Below are 17564 nucleotides of genomic sequence, written 5' to 3' on the forward strand. Positions count from 1 at the left end.
GCGGCACTTGTATCAACGGGGACGTTTCGCCACAAGCTGAACTGTCGTGCAATGCTTCCGCTTTAGGAAAAATATGGTTCCCAAATGGTAAATATCGTGCTGAACGGCGAGGAAAAGCAGGTTGCGGCCGGAACGGTCACCGCCTTGATCGACGAAATCGGCCTGGATGGCCGCAAGGTCGCCGTCGAGCGTAACCTCGAAATCGTGCCGAAGTCGCAGTATCTGGGGACCGCGCTCAGTGACGGCGACCGGATCGAGATCGTCCATTTTGTCGGGGGTGGGTGATGCATACGGCTTGGATAGCGTGCCTGGCGCTGCTGATGGCTTTTCCGGTTTCGGTGAAGGCGGAAGCGACGTCAGAAGTTGTTTTTGGCCGTTGGACGACCCCTGAGAAATGCAACCCGCAGATTTCTTCCAAGGTAGATATCGCGGAACTGCTGAACGACTTTGAAACCTACCGCAACACGTGTGTGACGGTAGCGGGCTATAAAGGCGGGCGAGCTCTATTTGTGCGCAAAGTTGACGCACGCGGACGTAACAACAGCAAAGACCTTTATGCTGAAACACGACTTGGCTTGTACGGCAATGAGTCCACCATGGAGGCTCTGTATAAGGTGGCCGAAAAGCGTCAGATCAAAGTCACGGGCATGGCCTGGACGTGCGATGACCTTAGTAACGAAAATACGATGATGGTACTTGGCTATTGCCACTATACCAGCGGACCGATTATCGGGATGGCCTCATTCGAGGTGCTCAAGAAGTAGGAATATGTGAAATGGATGACCTGTCTCTGAAGCCCGAAACCTGGACCGTCGCCGGCCGGACCTTCACGTCACGCCTGATCGTCGGCACCGGGAAATACAAGGACTACGCCCAGAATGCCGCCGCCGCGCGCGCTTCGGGCGCGGAAATCGTCACGGTCGCGGTGCGCCGTGTCAACCTGACCGATCCGACCCAGCCGATGCTTATGGACTTCGTCAAACCCGACGAATTCACCTACCTGCCCAACACGGCCGGCTGCTTTACCGGCGAAGACGCCGTGCGGACGCTCCGCCTGGCGCGCGAAGCCGGCGGCTGGGACCTGGTCAAGCTGGAAGTCCTGTCAGACCCCAAGACGCTTTATCCCGACATGGAAGAAACGCTGCGCTCGCTTAAGCTGCTGGTCAAGGATGGCTTCCAGGTCATGGTCTACTGTTCGGACGACCCGGTCTATGCCCGCAAGCTGGAAGAGGCGGGCGCAGCCGCCATCATGCCTCTGGCAGCGCCGATCGGTTCGGGCCTGGGTATCCAGAACCCGGTGACCCTGCGCATCATCATCGAGAACGCCAAGGTGCCCGTTCTGGTCGATGCCGGCGTCGGCACGGCCTCGGAAGCCGCCGAAGCCATGGAGCTGGGCTGTGACGCCGTGCTGATGAACACCGCCATCGCCGAAGCCAAGGACCCGATTCGCATGGCGCGCGCCATGAAGCACGCCGTCCTGGCGGGGCGTGACGCCTACCTGGCGGGACGGATGCCGCGCAAGCTGTACGCCGACCCATCATCGCCGCTGGCGGGACTTATCTAGGAATGAGGAGCAGGGAGGTCTCGCGGCCGTCGATATAGCGGACCTCCTTGCCGTCGAAATAGGCGTCTTCCTCGGTGCGGAACTGGATCTCCTGGCCGCCCCATTCCGGCACTGGCGCGAAGGCCGCCAGCTCGATCGACCAGGCCGTATTGGCGCGAATCCTGTAGTCGCCGCCTGGACTGCCCTTCTGGTTATCCCAGTTGCCGATCGCCGAGCCCGCACCATGGCCGTGATAGCCCAACGGATGCGAATAGATAGACGGCTTGATGCCTTGGGCGATGGCCTTGTCGCGCGCCGCGAACAGCACCTCATTGCCGCTAAGGCCGACCTTGTAAGACGACAGCAGCCCGTCCTGGATCGTGTTGGCTGCCTGAAGACCCGCCTTCAGCCCCGCCGGCGCGTCGGTCTCGCCGTCCTTCAGCACATAGGCAAGGTGCTGGGTGTCGGTATTCAGGCGCAGATAGGTGATGCCGAAGTCAGTCCACAGCAGGTCGCCCTTCTGGATGACCGTGTCGCCTTCGAGGATGTCGGTGGCGCCCTGGCGCTGGATGCCGACCGACGGCTGGAACCAGGTCTTGAGCCCCAGTTGCGACAGCCGCTCACGGTACCACCACACGACATCTTCGGTCGTTGTCTTGCCAGGCGTGATCACCTTGCTGGAAAAGGCTTCGGCCATCAGCGAATGGGCGATGCGCATGATATCCGGATAGAGCTTCATTTCCGCGGGCGTCCGCGTCTCCAGCCAGCCGATCGCCAGGTTTTCGCCCGACACGATGCGGTCGCGATAGGCCTGCGGCAGCGCTGCCGTCATCTCGCCATACTGGCTGAGCGTCATGCCGTCGGCAAAGGCCGATCTGGCAGAGGTGTTGATGGCGATCTTTTTCGGGTCGCGTTTGGCGATGATGTCGGCCAGTGCCTGCCACTGGTCGGGTTGGGTTTCGGGCGTCCAGGCGGAGTGGAACAATTCGCCCAAGCCATAGCGGCTGACCGTCAGGCGTTCGATGGGCTTGCCGTTGCCGGGATCGAAGAAGACGAGGATGGTGCGGCGCCGGGCGTGCATGCTTTCGGCGTCCAGCATGGTTGCGACAACGGGTTCCTCGAAATATTCGCGCGCCATCAGGACCCACATGTCGATCCCCTGTTCGCGCATCAGGGTGGGCACGATCGTGTCGAGCCGTTCGGCCAGAATGGCGTTTTCGACCTTGGCGCGGTCGCGCATCGACAGGATAGCGGGCAGGGCGGGATCGGCCGGCTCGCTCTGGCGGTCGGCGGCGAAGGTGGGGGTCGCCATCAGCGTTATGGCGAGCGAAACGGAAGACAAGAGGGAAAGCGTGCGCCGCATGTGAGCCCCATAACTGCCAGCAGGATAGCCGAGGACTGCAACGGTAAGATAGTCACGCCTGAAACGTCAAGGCCGTATATTGTAGACTAGATTCTGGCCGGTGTCCGTCCCAACAGGGCCAGCATATCCTCGAGGACGTCCAGATCGACCGGTTTGACCAGGTGCAGGTCGAAACCGGCCTCGGCGGTGCGGCGGCGCATTTCGGAATCGCCCCATCCGGTCTGGGCAATGATCTTGAGGCCGGAAAAACGCTTGTCGGCGCGCAGGGCGCGGGCAACCTGCAGGCCATTCAGCCCCGGCATGCCAAGATCGAGCAGGATGACGTCCGGCCGAAAGCGCTCGACCGCCTCAAGCGCGCAGCGGCCGTCGTGGCAGATCTCTACCGTATAGCCATGGGATTCAACGGCCCAGGCCAGAGTCATGGCCGACGGCACATTGTCGTCGACGACAAGGATACGCAACGGATCGTCGTACGTTGAGGGCGACAGCGCAGAGGGGCGTTCCGCAATAAGCGCAGAGGAATAGGACATCGAAAGCATTCAGGTTAGGAAATACCGGCGGACGGCGGGTAAACTGAATGTATCGCAATCGAAATAAAGAAGCTGTGTGGAGAGCTTACAGGCAGCGTTTTCCGGAGCTTACGGCATCTTCGTAAGCGTCGGAGGGGTCAGGGGCGCCTTCTTTTGCCCCGGCGTGCGGACCTCGCGGCGCGCCTTGGCGGCGGCGATCGTGCCGATAAGTAGGGCCAGTAGTACGCCCCAGCCTGCCGCCGTCTGGACAACCAGGAATACCGTCCTGCCGATACCGAACTGCAGCAGGGTAAGAATATCGACGGCCACGCAGATGATCTGCCCCAGCAAGGCCCATTGGGGCCAAGGATGCTGGGCCTTCCAGCACGCGATATAGAAGCCGAGCAGGCAGATCACGTCTGCGACGAGCAGGTAGGCGGCGATGTGGTCGGTGGAAGTGACTCCGAAACCGACGGTCAGCACATAGGCGGCAGAGAAGATGACGGCGCCAAATCGTTCACGCCAGGTGCCCATGATAAAGGCATAAAGACAGACAGCGGCTATCGCAAAAGCACCAAGCTGCGTTACCACTGACTGCAACATGCCCGTTCCCCGCTTCCGCCAGTGACTCGTCGTCAAGCCGGATAGAACAGGGAAAGGGCATGTCTGGCAAGGCCTAAACCACTGGCCGGAAGCTTAAGGTCAGACTGTCATGAGACGGGCCGCCAGCCGGCCGGTCGGCTCTTCGGGCTTTTCAGTATCAAAAGCCGGTATCATGGCTTCGGAGGGGACGCCGATATGCTTGCGGATACGCGACAATCCCCGGTGCGCTTCCGCCATATGCGCCTGCGCTTCATTGAGCGCCTGCATGGCCTTTAGCGTGTTTTCATGTACATCGACCGACCGCGCTGCCGCCAGTTGCAGGGCGCGCCGCGACGTCACATAGGTCTCGATCAGGTTGGCCGCTTCGCCCAGCGCACTGTCGATAGCTTCTTCGACGGCGTGAATCTGAACCTGAACGGCCCGGGCGACGCTGATCGTTTTCTCATTTGACATGGTTGTTCCTCTCACGAACACATCGTCCGAAAACGCTGGACGCGCGGTGAAAATAGGACAGCCAGAGATTGCGAATCGTGAAAAATTAAACTTAAATCAACGTTTACTGCAAATTTCTTAATTTTAGGATTAACCCACCTTTAACCGCTTGCGCTCGGCTTCGACCGCCGCCTTCAGCTCATCCAGCTTGGCGCCGTCGATCACGGTGTTGCCAACGATAAACGCCGGCGTGCCAGTGATGTTGAGGTCGGTCCCCAGCGTCACGACGCGGTCGATATGATCGTGCACCTCTTTCGACGCCGCTGCCTCGCTGACCGCCTTCACATCCAGCCCGGAGCGCGTCATCAGGGCCATCATATCGGCTTCGCTGGTGATCTTGGCCTCCATCAGCGCGTAGTGCATGGCTTCGTACTGGCCCGCCTTCGCCGCACCCAGGGCAAACGCCGCCAGCGGCCGCGAGTTCTGGTTGATGACCGGATATTCCTTGACGATGATGGCGACGTCCTTGTTTTCCTCAAGGAAGGCTTTCAACTTGGGCGCTGCGGCGCGGCAATAGCCGCAGTTATAGTCGAGGAATTCGACGATCCTGATCGGCGCCTTGGGATCGCCCAGCACCGGGTCGGCCGCATCCCTGAACAGCGACGCCTGGTGCGTTTTGACGCCTTCAAGTGTCTTCGCGGACGCCTCGGCCAGTTGCTGCTTTTGCAGCTCCAGGCTGGCGTCCTTGAGCATGGACGGCCGCGCCATCAGCCCTGCGCGCACCTGATAGGCCTGGAGTTGCGGCACGACATAGGGCGCCGCGGCCAGGATCACCGCCAGGACCGACAGACCCAGCGTGATATTGGCCTGGGTGAAGACGCCCGCCAGCGGCGAGGCGGCAGGCACGGGCTTCTGTGCGTCGGGCGCGGGAATCTGGTCGTCGGTCACTTGGTCACTCTTTCAGTTGGTTAGAACGCTTGCCCTTATACCTCCCTGGCTTTGCCGGGGAGGAGGACCGCACGAGGCCGTGCCTGCACGGGCGAGATGTGGTGGTGGGGCTTCTTACTTTCCCTATATGCCTCTGTTGACGCATAGGGATACAAGCAAGAAACCCCACCGCCACATCTCACTCACCATCTAACGATGGCTCATTCGTGCGGTCCCCCTCCCCAAACAGGTTGGGGAGGTATAAGAAAACGAAATTCACTATTCTCTAATTCTGCCGGCGGCGCTTGGTCTCGCCTTCGACAGGCGCGACGCCCATCTCATAGGACGCCGCCATGACGATGTCACGCGCCCGGCGATATTCCGGCGACGTCGCTTCGAGATATTTCTGCGACCACACCGCCGAAGTCCGCGCCCCCATATAGTCGCCGCCATAGAACTGCGCCTCGGCCTGGGCCAGGCGCGCCATGCCAGGCTGCTTAAGACCGTCATAGGCCTGGGCCATCTGCTCCCAGGCGAAGCTGTTGTCCTCTTCGGCCTTCAGCGATTCGTGCAGGTTGACGATGGCGGCGTTGAGGTTTTCCTTGTCGCCCATGGCGATCTGGGTCTGGGCCAGGTTGAGGCGCAGGAGCGGCGCGCCGGGCATCAGGGCGACGGCCTTTTCGTGCGCCGGTTCGGCGAGGGCGGCCCGGCTGGTCTCGAAATAGATCTGGCCCTTCAGTTCCCACAGATAGGGGTTGTTCGGCTGCTCAGCGATAAGGCCATCCAATTGCGTCAGCGCGCGGTCCCAGTTGCCACGCTTATAAGTCGCGATGACACGCGCATAGCGGGCGGGGTAGGAGGTATCGCTTTCCGGATACATGTTGAAGGTCTTGATAGGATCGTTGAGGAAGCCGGCCAGCTTGGCCTGAACGACCTTGAACTGCGCCACCGTCTCAGGCGAATCGACGGTGTTATAGTGCGGCTGTGCCTCGACGGTGCGGCGCAGGCTCTGGATGCGGTCGCGCGACAACGGGTGGGTAATGAAGAACTTGTAGCGTTCGGCGTTCGAGAAGGTCTCGACATTGCGGAAATTGTAGAAGAAGTCGACTAGGCCCTTGCCCGACATGCCGGCGCGTTCCAGCGCCTTGGCGCCGGCGGCGTCGGCGGCCGATTCCTGGGTCTGCATGTATCTGAGCGCGTTGAGCGTGCCGAACGTCGTCGACGAACCCATAAGCGCGGCACCCGCTGATGGCGCCTTGGCCATCATGGCGATGACGCCAAGGCCGAGCGCAATCGCCGTCGGCATCTTGGCCGCCTGCATGATTTCGTCGGTCCGCATCATGTGGCCGCCGCTCAGGTGCCCGGCTTCGTGGGCGACGACGCCAAACAGTTCGTTGGGCGTCTTGGCTTCGAGGATCAGGCCGGTATTGAGCCCCATGCGCAGGCCGGTCGTGGCGAAGGCGTTGAGTTCATCGTCAGCGATCAGAAGATACTGGACCTTGTCGGCGTCCAATCCCGACGCAACCATGATCGGCCGGGTCTCTTTCTGGAGGAACAGCTCGACTTCGGTATCGCGGATGACGCCTTGCGCCTGGGCATTCCCCGCCATGGCGAAAGCCACCAGGGCCGCCGCCATGCAGACGCCGGTGCGCAACGCTTTGCGCGCCAGGCGGCCTATTTTCGAAGGACCTCGGTTCATGGACGGTAACCCCGGCGCGACACTCAGGTCGGCGCCCTTCTTATGTTTCATCGCGACTTCCCCAGCAGCCTATCGCTATCCGGCAAGCATGACAAATCTAAGGCGTTGAGTGGTATTAAAAAAGGGCTCCGGTGAAAACCGGAGCCCTTTGTTTCACATTTGCTTGTCGCGATATTTATCCAAAAACCGCTTCACACGTTTTGGCTATCGCTTCCACCAGCCGCGCTTGGGCTTTTCCGGAGGCGCAGCGCCCGAAATCTCGTTCGGATCGATGGTGGCCGGTTCCGGCTCGGCAACGACCGTTTCGAGCTCCTTGGCGACCGCAAGCACCGGCTCAGGCGCAACAATCACAGGATCAAGCGTGGTCAGGTCCGTTTCCTGCGCGGCGACGATCGAAGGCGTATCAACGGCCTTCTTGCGCGAACGCGAGGCGCGGGCAGGGCGGCCAATCACCGGTTCGACGACATCGGCGACGATCGCCTCCGGCGCTGCGACGGCTTCAGCCTCGACAGCGTCAGTCTTCTTGCGCGAACGCTTCGGACGAGCGCGAACCTCGACCGGCGGCAGTTCGGCTTCGACAACTTCCACAGGTGCGGCCGATTCCGCAACGACAGCTTCGGCAGGCGCCTCTTCAGTCGTCACGACATTGCGGCCACGGCGCGGCGGTCGGGCGCGCTTGGGCGCTGGCTGGTTGCGCAGGTCCTCAGGCACCAGCGAGGTCGGCTGGGTGCTTTCGGCGCCCAGGGGCTGGTTCACGACCGGAGCGGTCGAGGTGCTGCCGATTGCACCGGCAGCCGCGACACCCGCGATTTCGCCCATATGCGCAACAGCCGGACGCGCTGGGCGGCTTTGCGGCTGTTGTTGCTGCTGCTCTTCGAACGGATCGATCCAGACATAAGGCGCTTCCAGCGACGGCGTGCGGGCACGCACCCAACCGTAAGGCTCGCGCGGACGGGTCTCGAAACCGGCGCGACGGCCACCCCGGCGGCCACGACGGCGGCGGCCACGGCCATTGCGGCGGAATTCATCGCTGTCCTCGTCACCATCCTCGTCTTCGCCGTCTTCGGCAGACTCGGCAGCAGCGACTTCAGGTTCACCTTCGGCGCGTTCACGGCCCTGACCGTCACGGCCGCCACGACGGCGACGGCGACGCTTGTTGCCACGACGGCCGCCATCGCTGTCAGCGTCTTCCTTGCCCTGGCTGCGGGCCGAGGCCTCATCATCGTCGCTATCTTCGGCTTCGATGGCCTCTTCGTCCTCGTCTTCTTCATCCTCGTCATCGACATCGACGCTGAAGTCGAAGGCAACAGGTTCAGGACGGACGGGCGCAACGAAGTCGACCTCGTCGGCAGTGACGGTGCGGATGATCTGCAGGTCGGTGTGAGCAAGATCGGTATCGACCTCGATATTGACCTTCAGGCCCCACTCTTCGCGCAGCTTGGCGAGGTGCGGCTGCTTTTCATTGAGAATATACAGCGCTACGGTCATCGGCAGCTTGACCGTGATGGCGCCGGCGCCGTTCTGCATGGCTTCCATGTCGATGCGGCGCATGGCCGACAGCGCAGCGGAATCGACCGAACGGACACGGCCCATGCCTTCGCAGTGCGGGCAGGTGACCGTCGTACCTTCCAGAAAGCCGGTACGGCGGCGCTGGCGCGAGATCTCCATCAGGCCGAAGCCCGAAATCTTGCCCATCTGGATGCGGGCGCGATCTTCGGCCAGCGCATCCTTCAGCTTCTTTTCGACGAACCGGTTGTTCTTGGGCTCGTCCATGTCGATGAAGTCGATGACGATCAGGCCGGCCAGGTCGCGCAGGCGCATCTGACGCGCGGCCTCTTCGGCGGCTTCGGTGTTCGTCTTGAGCGCCGTCGCCTCGATATTGCGTTCCTTGGTCGACTTGCCCGAGTTGACGTCGATGGCGACCAGCGCTTCGGTCTGGTTAATGACCAGGTAGCCGCCCGATTTCAGCGGCACGACGGGCGAGTAGATCTTGGAGATCATGTCCTCGACGCCATAACGCGCGAACAAGGGCGAATTGGCGCGATAGGGCTGAATCTTCTTGGCCTGCGACGGCATTATCATGCGCATGAAGTCGCGGGCGGACTTGTAGCCTTCCTCGCCTTCGACCAGCACGCCGGCGAAGTCCTTGTCGAACATGTCGCGGATGGCGCGCTTGACGAGGTCTTCCTCCTCATAGATCAGCGCCGGCGCGTTCGATTTCAGCGTCGTTTCGCGGATGGTCTCCCAGACGCGCAGCAGGTAGTCGTAGTCTCGCTTGATTTCCTGCTTGGTGCGCTTGGCGCCAGCGGTGCGGACGATCAGGCCCATGCCGTGCGGCACGTCGAGCGACTGGACCATCGACTTGAGGCGCTTGCGGTCAGCCGCATTGGTGATCTTGCGCGAAATACCGCCGCCGCGCGCCGTGTTCGGCATCAGCACGCAGTAACGGCCGGCCAGAGACAGGTAGGTGGTCAGGGCCGCGCCCTTGTTGCCACGCTCTTCCTTGACGACCTGGACCAGAAGGATCTGGCGGCGCTTGATGACTTCCTGGATCTTGTAGCGGCGGATCAGGTGCTGGCGCAGGCGGCGTTCTTCATCGGGAAGATCGTCGCCTTCGTCCTCGTGATCGTCGTCTTCGCTGTCGTCGTCGTGGGCATGGCCATTATTGGCCTGAGCCTGGGCGGCCAGCTCGGCCATCAGCTTTTCGCGGTCAGCGACCGGGATCTGATAATAGTCCGGGTGGATTTCGTTGAAGGCCAGGAAGCCATGGCGATTACCGCCATATTCAACAAACGCGGCCTGCAGCGACGGTTCGACGCGCGTGACCTTTGCCAGATAGATATTACCGCGAAGCTGTTTGCGGCTGAGGCTCTCGAAATCGAATTCTTCGACGCGGGGGTTACCGTTTTGCTGACCGTTGAGCACGACGACACGGGTCTCTTCCGTGTGGGTCGCGTCGATTAACATGGTTTTTGACATTAAGGCAGTCTCCGGAGCGCCGGCACGCAGGCGCACGCAAGGCCGCGCTTTGGCGGCGTTGGGCGGTGGCGGGAGCGGGGCGCTGATAGGGGGTGTTGGGGCGCGCGCTGGGAGCGGAAACGTCATGTACGACGTTAGTGCTCACGGACATTCCAGTGCGGACGTGTAAGGCGCAGCCCATAAGATATTGTTCCAACTCGGGTTTGCGCTCCGTTGAAGGTGCGCAACTTTTATTCGGCGTCATGACGGTCATGGGGCAGAAAGTGCAGACCATCCGGCGAAAATGGCGCGAAGCCAGCCGCTGAATGACAGACTGCGAGATAGTGCCGCAATTACGTCATCACAAGGTTCACCGTTCATTTGTCCAGCGCGGTCGGCGCCATATGCGGACTCGGGAGTGTAGCGATACCTGTTTGCAACATGGCGCGAAAAACCATCGTGCGTCAACGCAATTTTCGGCACCTGAGGCGATTGCGCCACCGAATTGTGCCGTACACGGCGAAATATTGCTGCCTGTGGTATCCTGCGGCATGACATAGGCACCGATAAGCTTTATGTCCGCTGCCTGCCTATGATGCCCGGGTCAGTCCTTTATCCTTACTTATCAAGGGTTGAAAAATGCCGCTAAAAAGGGCCGGCGCACGCCTGTGCTTAAGGCTTTGGTAAGGAAAGAGGTTAAAGTAGCAGTAACCACGCCTTTTAATCGGATTTCTACACCGGTCAGGCATAGTGGTGCCACAGATAACCTTCTGCAAACATAGAAAATGTGGTGCGTGGAGTTCCCAATGTGTCTTCCGGCTGATGCCCTGAAAAGCAAGGGTATAAGCAATTTCAAGCGATTGACGGCGTTTCTTGCCGCCGGCCTGGCGTGCCTGGCCGCCGCTGTTGCCGCGCCTGCCATGGCCGCGCCGTCGGGCGACGTTGTCCGCGTCCGCATGGGCGGTTCGGGCACGACGACACGTATCGTCGTCGAACTCGACAAGAGCGCCGCCGGCAGGATCATCTCGGCCTCCACCGACCAGACCCGCCACGTCCTGTCGCTCGCCGATATCGCCATGGACGCACCGATGTCGGGCGCCGGCCAGGGCATCGTCAAGGACTGGGTGCTGGAAAACGACATGGGCTCCGCGCGCCTGAAGCTCAATTTCCGTACCGGCGCACGCATCTATAAGCGCTTCCTGCTGCCGCCGGCCGACGGCATCAGCGTCTATCGCTACGTCATCGACGTCGTTCCGGGCGATACCCCAATGGACGCTGCCCCCAAGGCAACGCCGGTCGTGACCGCCACGGTCGCCGAAGTACAGCCGCAACTGCCGGCCAAGCGCAAGAAGGTCATCGTCATCGACGCCGGCCATGGCGGCAAGGACCCCGGCGCACGCGGCAATTCGTCGTGGGAAAAGGACATCAACCTGAACGCCGCCAAGGCGCTGCGCGATCGCCTGGAGAAGACCGGCCGCTACAAGGTCATCATGACGCGCGACACCGACAGCTTCGTCGACCTGCCGGCGCGCGTCCGCATTGCCCGTGGCGCCGACGCCGACCTGTTCATCTCGCTGCACTCGGATTCGGGCGGCGACGGCTCGGCGCGCGGCGCCAGCATCTACACCCTGTCGGATTCGGGCAGCGAACGTATCGCCAAGAAGGCCCTTATCAAGGGTGACTGGTCGCTGGCCGACATGCCGAATGACGCCATCGTCAGCCGCATCCTGGTCGACCTGACGCAACGCGCCACCAAGAACCGTTCGGCGACCTTCGCCCAGCTGGTCATGGACAATATCGGCGAAACCACACCACTGCTGAAGACCAGCCTGCGCCAGGCCGGCTTCGTCGTCCTGCTGGCGCCCGACGTCCCGGCCGTGCTGCTGGAGATGGGCTTCGTCAACAACGTCAAGGACGAGGCGCTGCTCACCGATTCGCGTTCACGTGACGCGATGATGGGGCAGGTCGCCAAGGCGATCGACAAGTACTTCGAAAACGACGTGCGCTACGCCTCACTTGCCGGCTTCCGCTAAGCCACCCGCCTAAATCCCTGTACGACCGCGTTTATAAGGCCCTGCCGGTGACGGCGGGGCCTTTTTCATTGCCTGAGGCGCATGACCTATTCGCCACATTCGCGAACCCATCCCGAAATTTCTCCGAATGGCTTTGCCTATTCCAAGGCTTTTGCTAAAGGTTAAGCCTCGAGAGGTGAGGGAAGTCGTTTGGTAAAGTCGTCCGAGCGTTTGTTTGGAATGATCGCCGCGGGCGTCATGACGGTGGTCGGCCTTGCCGGTTTCGCCGTGGCGGCCTATGCGGCGTGGCTATTCCATGACATGCCCGACGGCTCCGAACTGGCGGATTTCCATCCGGTGACCTCGGCCCGCGTCTTTGCCTGGGATGGTACCCTGATTGGTGAATACGGTCAGGAACGGCGCATCTACGTACCTTATCACCGTATCCCGCAGAATCTGGGCCGCGCCTTCCTGGCCGCCGAAGACCGCAACTTTTTCAACCATTCCGGCGTCGATGCCTCGGGCCTCAGCCGCGCCATGGCCAAGAACGTTCTTAACTTCGTGCGCGGCCGCCGCCTCGAGGGCGGATCGACCATCACGCAGCAGGTCGCCAAGAACCTTCTGCTGAACAATGAACGCACGCTCGGCCGCAAGCTCAAGGAGGTCATCCTGGCGCGGCGGCTGGAAAATTCGCTGTCGAAGGAACAGATCCTCGAGCTGTACCTCAACGATATCTATCTCGGTTATCGCTCCTATGGGGTCGGCGCCGCCGCCTTCAACTATTTCGGCAAGTCGGTAGACGACCTGACACTGGAAGAGATGGGCTATCTGGCCGCCCTGCCCAAGGGCCCGGAAAACTATCGCCCGACCACCCACAAGGAAGCCGCCATCATCCGCCGCAACTGGGTGCTGGGCGAAATGGACAAGGCTGGCTGGGTGACCCGTGCCGAAGCCCTGGCCGCCATGCAGAAGGACCTGGTCGTCGAGGCCCGTCCGGAACGCGCCAAGTATCACGACGCCGACTATTTCGTGTCGGAAGTCGAGCGCCGCGCCAAGTCGCTCTTCCCCGACCGCGACGCCATCTATACCCAGGGCTATTACGTCAAGACGACGCTTGAGCCGAAGCTCCAGACAATCGCGCTTCAGTCCCTGATGACCGGCCTGGAAACCTATGACCGCCGCCACGGCTGGCGCGGGGCGTGGGGCAATATCCCGGTCAGCGACATGTGGGAGCGCGAGGCCCAGGACGTCGAAACGAAGCTGCCCATGAACCGCAAGGCGCCGTCCGAACGCCGCGACTGGCAGATCGGTCTTGTCACCAATGCGTCGGGCTCGGTGCGCGCCCACGACGGCGGCTCCGGCACCCTGCGCGGCGAAGACGTCGCCTGGGCCAAGGCCAACAAAGGCCTGAGGGCCGGCGACCTGGTCTACGTCTCGAAAATTTCCGACGGCGCCTATCGCCTGCATCAGGTGCCGATCGTCAACGGCGCCATGGTCGTAGTCGATCCTTATTCGGGCCGCATCGTCGCCATGGTCGGCGGCTATTCCTTCTCGCTGTCCAAGTTCAACCGCGCCACCCAGGCCCTGCGCCAGCCCGGTTCGTCGATCAAGCCGTTCGTCTACGCCGTGGCGCTTGAGCGCGACTTCACGCCGGCCTCGATCATTGAGGATGCACCGATCTCGATGATGGGCGGCGACGGCAAGATGTGGACGCCGCAGAACTACGAACACGACTATATGGGCGCCCAGCCGATCCGCCGGGGCATCGAACTGTCGCGCAACCTGATGACGGTCCGCCTGGCCCAGCGCATCGGCATCAAGCCGATCACCTCCAAGATCGTCAACGACTACGGCGTTGCCGACAAGATGCCGGCGGAGATGTCGGTCGTGCTGGGGGCAGGGGAAGTCCAGCCGTATCGCCTGGCCAGCGCCTATGCGATGTTCGTCAACGGTGGCCGCCGCGTCAAGCCGCACCTGATTGACCAGGTCCAGGACCGCGACGGCAAGGTGATCTACAAGGCCGACGAACGTTCGTGCCCGACCGCGTGCAAGGACGCTTTCGATGGTCTGGAAAGCCCGCGCCTGCTGCAACAGGGCGCCCAGGTCATGGACCCGATCACCGCCTATCAGATGAATTCCTTCCTGCAGGGTGTGGTTGAACGCGGTACGGCCGTGCGGGCCCGCGAACTGGGTTTCCCGGTCGGTGGCAAGACCGGCACGACCAATGACTATCGCTCGGCGTGGTTCATGGGCTTCTCGGCCGACCTGGTTGTCGGCGTCTACATCGGCTTCGATGACAACCGTACGCTGGGTGACAAGGAAACCGGTTCTCAGGCTGCGCTGCCGGTCTTCATCGATTTCATGAAGGCGGCCTATGTCAACCGGCCCAAGCGCCAGTTCAACAAGCCCAAGGACGCGGTCTATGTGTCGATCCGCGGCCGCGAGGAAGCCTTCAAGCCAGGCACCGAGCCGCAGGTCACGTACGCCCCGGTCGAAGACGGCCCGACGCCTTATCTCGACGCCTGGGACGATGCCGGGAAGACGCCACCAGTCGCCGACGAAGCGCCGCCGATCACGCCGATCGATTAAGCTTTCAGCTTGAAATCATAGGCCGCGACCTATACATCCCGGCTTCCTGATTTTGAGGATTCTCCCATGCGTTTGGATATCGAAGCCGCAGCTTCCGAGATCGAGCAGTCCGTAGGCCTGCTCAGGAGGCGTCTTTGACTGGGATGTCGCACTAAGACGTCTCGATGAACTCAATGCCCGCGTCGAAGACCCGACGCTGTGGGACAAGCCCGACGAAGCCCAGAAGATCTCGCGCGAACGCTCCAAGCTCGCCGCTTCGATCGACGCCGTGACCTCACTCGAAAAGGAACTCAAGGACGCCATCGAATTCGCCGAACTGGGCGATATGGAAGGCGACGAAAGCCTGATCGAGGAAGCCCGCGACATGATCAAGGGCCTCAAGTCCCGCGCCGGCCGCGCCGAACTCGAAGCCCTGCTGTCCGGCGAAGCCGACGGCAACGACGCTTATGTCGAAATCAATTCCGGCGCCGGCGGGACCGAGTCCTGCGACTGGGCCGGCATCCTGCTGCGCATGTATACGCGCTGGGCGACGGCCCACGGCATGACGGTCGCGGTCGAGGAAGAAACGGCCGGGGAACAGGCAGGCATCAAGTCGGTGACGCTCAAGGTGACCGGCGAAAACGCCTATGGCTGGCTGAAGACCGAAGCGGGTGTCCACCGCCTGGTGCGCATCTCGCCATACGATTCGAGCGCGCGCCGACACACTTCGTTCGCCTCGGTCTGGGTCTATCCGGTCGTCGACGACACGATCGTCATCGACATCAACCCGTCCGACGTCCGCACCGACACCTATCGGGCTTCGGGCGCGGGCGGTCAGCACATCAACAAGACCGACTCGGCCGTCCGCCTGACACACATCCCGACCGGGATCGCCGTTGCCTGTCAGGCCGGCCGTTCGCAGCACGCCAACCGCGACGAAGCGTGGAAGATGCTGCGCGCGCGCCTGTACGAAGCCGAACTGCAAAAGCGCGAGGCGGCCCAGCAGGCCCTGGAAGACCAGAAGACGGATATCGGCTGGGGTCACCAGATCCGATCGTATGTCCTGCAGCCCTACCAGATGGTCAAGGACCTGCGCACCAATGTCGAAACTTCGGACACACAGGCCGTGCTCGATGGCGATCTCGACGATTTCATGGGCGCATCGCTGGCGCAGCGTGTCGGCGTGACCCGCGACGCGGCCGAAGCCTAAATCCGGTAACCATTTTTTGGTTCGCGTTTTCCGGAACGATGTTATGCTGCTCCCTATAAAAAGTACGGGGAGCGGCATGGCATCACTGAAGCTGAACGGCGACTGGATCGAACGCCTGGGCCAGCCCTTGGCCTTCCTGGCCTTGCGGCTCTATCTCGGTGGGTTCCTGATCTGGGGCGTCTGGGATAATATCACCGAGCCCGGCCGCATGACGGAATTCGCCATGTTCCTGGCGACGCTGAATTGTCCGTGGCCGGAGATTGCCGCACTGGTATCTGTGTGGGCGCAACTGATCGTCGGCGTGCTGCTGATCCTTGGGCTGTTCACGCGCTGGGCGGGACTGATCCTGTCGGTGAACTTCCTTGTAGCGGTGATCCTGTTCGCTACGACCAGCGCCGATGCCCGCAGCCAGTATCCGCACGCCATCCTGGTCTTTATCGGATTGGTGTTCATGACAACGGGCGCGGGTAAGTGGGCAGCGGACGCGTTTCTGGAGCGGAAGCGGGGGTAAGCGCCACTCTCCTCCCTATCGATTGCCTGCCGGCGAAGATGGGGAGGTGGCATTTGCGCTAGCAAATGACGGAGGGGTCAACGCCGACGGCAATACCCCTCCGTCATCTTCGCTTACGCTCGATGCCACCTCCCCACCGCTTCGCGCTAGGGAGGAGGGAGGTAATCGCACTCTCTTTTACTCCGCCTTTTTCGCCGCTTCGTCCTTCGCTTCCTCACACACCACATCGACCGCAGCCTTGACGTTCTTTGCGGCGGCGCCTTTCAGTTCTTCCTTGGCGGTATTGACCGGTTTGCGGCGCCCCCTCTTGATGACGATCTGGCGGCCGCGAAAGCGCGTGTAGACCTGCGTAAACTCCGCGCCGATAAAGAAGATCTGCGTTGAATAATAGACCCACACCAGCACGACCATCAGCGACCCGGCTGCGCCATAGGTCGAGGAAAACGCGCTCTGGCCCAGGTAAAGCCCGATCAAGGTCTTGCCGATTGAAAAGAGCAGGGCGGTGATTGCCGCGCCCAGCCAGACGTCCTTCCAGCGAATTCTGACGTCGGGCAGGACCTTGAAGATGATGGCGAACAGGAAGGTAATTGCCGCGAACGATCCGAGCAGGTTGACGGCATGCAGGATCAGGGCCGGCAGCAGTTCGGCAAAATAGGCGGTGATCGCCGACAGGGCCGCCGACACAACAAGCGCGATCAGCAGCAGAAGCGCGATTCCCAAAATCATGCCGAATGACAGCAGGCGCTTTTTGAAAAACGACATGATATCGGCGCGCGAGCCTTCGACGTTCCAGATGGCGTTCAGCGAGTCCTGGAGCTGGGCGAAAAACCCCGTCGCCGAAATCACCAGGGTAATGACACCGATGGCGGTGGCAACCAGGCTCGATTCCGTCGTGGTCGAATTGGTCAGGATGGTCCGGACGGCGCTGGCGCCTTCGATGCCGACCATGCCGCTGATTTCATAGAAGATGAATTGCGAGGCGCGCTCGTCACCGAAGGCCAGGCCTGCCAGCGACACGACAATCAGCAGCAGCGGCCCGATCGACAGGATCGAGTAAAAGGCCAGGGCCGCGCCCAGACGTGGCACATTGTCGTCGTTCCACTCCCGAAAGGTTTCCTTGAGCAGGAAGAGCATGGTTGCCCAGGTAAGCGGCGGGCGCTGTTCGGCAGGGTCTGTCATGTGGGTTACCAGGGCGTCGGGCCGCCAAGGATCAACAAAAAGCCGGGGAA

Annotated in this window: 15 protein-coding genes; 7 read left to right on the forward strand and 8 right to left on the reverse strand. The window is 61.7% G+C overall.

What is annotated here, in order from left to right; all coding sequences use genetic code 11:
* Positions 1–84 precede the first annotated feature (84 nt).
* The 3 genes from thiS to AC1DON_RS15120 are packed head-to-tail and all read left to right on the forward strand — an operon-like array spanning position 85 to position 1564.
* Positions 85–285 carry a sulfur carrier protein ThiS gene (gene thiS / locus AC1DON_RS15110; protein WP_209716760.1) on the forward strand — a complete coding sequence of 67 codons (201 nt, stop codon included), beginning with the start codon at positions 85–87 and terminating at the stop codon, positions 283–285.
* Complete coding sequence (locus tag AC1DON_RS15115) at positions 285–764, forward strand: hypothetical protein (protein WP_476935648.1); 480 nt, start codon at positions 285–287, stop codon at positions 762–764. Before thiS ends, AC1DON_RS15115 begins: the two co-directional genes overlap by 1 nt.
* Positions 765–775: 11 nt before the next feature.
* Entirely contained in the window at positions 776–1564 is a 789-nt protein-coding gene (locus AC1DON_RS15120; RefSeq protein ID WP_476935649.1) for a thiazole synthase, read from the forward strand.
* Here AC1DON_RS15120 and AC1DON_RS15125 read toward each other — a convergent pair.
* The 7 genes from AC1DON_RS15125 to AC1DON_RS15155 form a co-directional block, all read right to left on the reverse strand.
* Positions 1557–2906 carry a M24 family metallopeptidase gene (locus tag AC1DON_RS15125; RefSeq protein ID WP_476935650.1) on the reverse strand — a complete coding sequence of 450 codons (1350 nt, stop codon included), beginning with the start codon at positions 2904–2906 and terminating at the stop codon, positions 1557–1559. The genes AC1DON_RS15120 and AC1DON_RS15125 overlap by 8 nt on opposite strands.
* An 86-nt stretch (positions 2907–2992) precedes the next feature.
* Positions 2993–3436: a response regulator gene (locus tag AC1DON_RS15130; RefSeq protein WP_476935651.1), complete on the reverse strand. Its 444-nt coding sequence runs from the start codon at positions 3434–3436 to the stop codon at positions 2993–2995.
* Between the two features lie 108 nt (positions 3437–3544).
* On the reverse strand, positions 3545–4018 hold the full coding sequence (locus tag AC1DON_RS15135; RefSeq protein ID WP_476935652.1) for a hypothetical protein: 474 nt from the start codon (positions 4016–4018) through the stop codon (positions 3545–3547).
* Between the two features lie 99 nt (positions 4019–4117).
* Positions 4118–4471: a hypothetical protein gene (locus AC1DON_RS15140; protein ID WP_476935653.1), complete on the reverse strand. Its 354-nt coding sequence runs from the start codon at positions 4469–4471 to the stop codon at positions 4118–4120.
* A gap of 129 nt (positions 4472–4600) precedes the next feature.
* Positions 4601–5398: a DsbA family protein gene (locus AC1DON_RS15145; RefSeq protein WP_476935654.1), complete on the reverse strand. Its 798-nt coding sequence runs from the start codon at positions 5396–5398 to the stop codon at positions 4601–4603.
* Positions 5399–5663: 265 nt separating this feature from the next.
* Complete coding sequence (locus AC1DON_RS15150; protein WP_476935655.1) at positions 5664–7127, reverse strand: M48 family metalloprotease; 1464 nt, start codon at positions 7125–7127, stop codon at positions 5664–5666.
* A 153-nt stretch (positions 7128–7280) separates the two neighbouring features.
* Positions 7281–10055 (reverse strand): Rne/Rng family ribonuclease, encoded by a 2775-nt coding sequence (locus AC1DON_RS15155; protein ID WP_476935656.1) that lies wholly within the window; start codon positions 10053–10055, stop codon positions 7281–7283.
* Positions 10056–10840: 785 nt separating this feature from the next.
* Between AC1DON_RS15155 and AC1DON_RS15160 the strand changes: the two genes are divergently transcribed.
* From AC1DON_RS15160 to AC1DON_RS15175, 4 genes are all read left to right on the forward strand, one after another.
* A complete protein-coding gene (locus AC1DON_RS15160) occupies positions 10841–12067 on the forward strand; it encodes an N-acetylmuramoyl-L-alanine amidase family protein (RefSeq protein WP_476935657.1) in 1227 nt (408 codons plus the stop codon).
* Positions 12068–12286: 219 nt separating this feature from the next.
* On the forward strand, positions 12287–14635 hold the full coding sequence (locus AC1DON_RS15165) for a penicillin-binding protein 1A (RefSeq protein WP_476935867.1): 2349 nt from the start codon (positions 12287–12289) through the stop codon (positions 14633–14635).
* 66 nt (positions 14636–14701) lie between these two features.
* Positions 14702–15824 (forward strand): peptide chain release factor 2 gene (gene prfB / locus AC1DON_RS15170; RefSeq protein WP_476935658.1). Its coding sequence is split into 2 segments (ribosomal slippage): positions 14702–14770 and positions 14772–15824, totalling 1122 coding nucleotides; the frame shifts between segments, so codons are not numbered across the junction.
* 76 nt (positions 15825–15900) lie between these two features.
* The gene (locus tag AC1DON_RS15175) at positions 15901–16335 is read left to right on the forward strand and encodes a DoxX family protein (protein ID WP_476935659.1); all 435 of its coding nucleotides are present in this window, start codon (positions 15901–15903) and stop codon (positions 16333–16335) included.
* Between the two features lie 177 nt (positions 16336–16512).
* On the opposite strand, the gene AC1DON_RS15180 is transcribed toward AC1DON_RS15175, so the two are convergent.
* Positions 16513–17514, reverse strand: coding sequence for a YihY/virulence factor BrkB family protein (locus tag AC1DON_RS15180; protein WP_476935660.1), 1002 nt, complete (start codon positions 17512–17514; stop codon positions 16513–16515).
* Between the last annotated feature and the right edge of the window lie 50 nt (positions 17515–17564).

The organism is Asticcacaulis sp. P4_H10 (genome assembly GCF_056400965.1).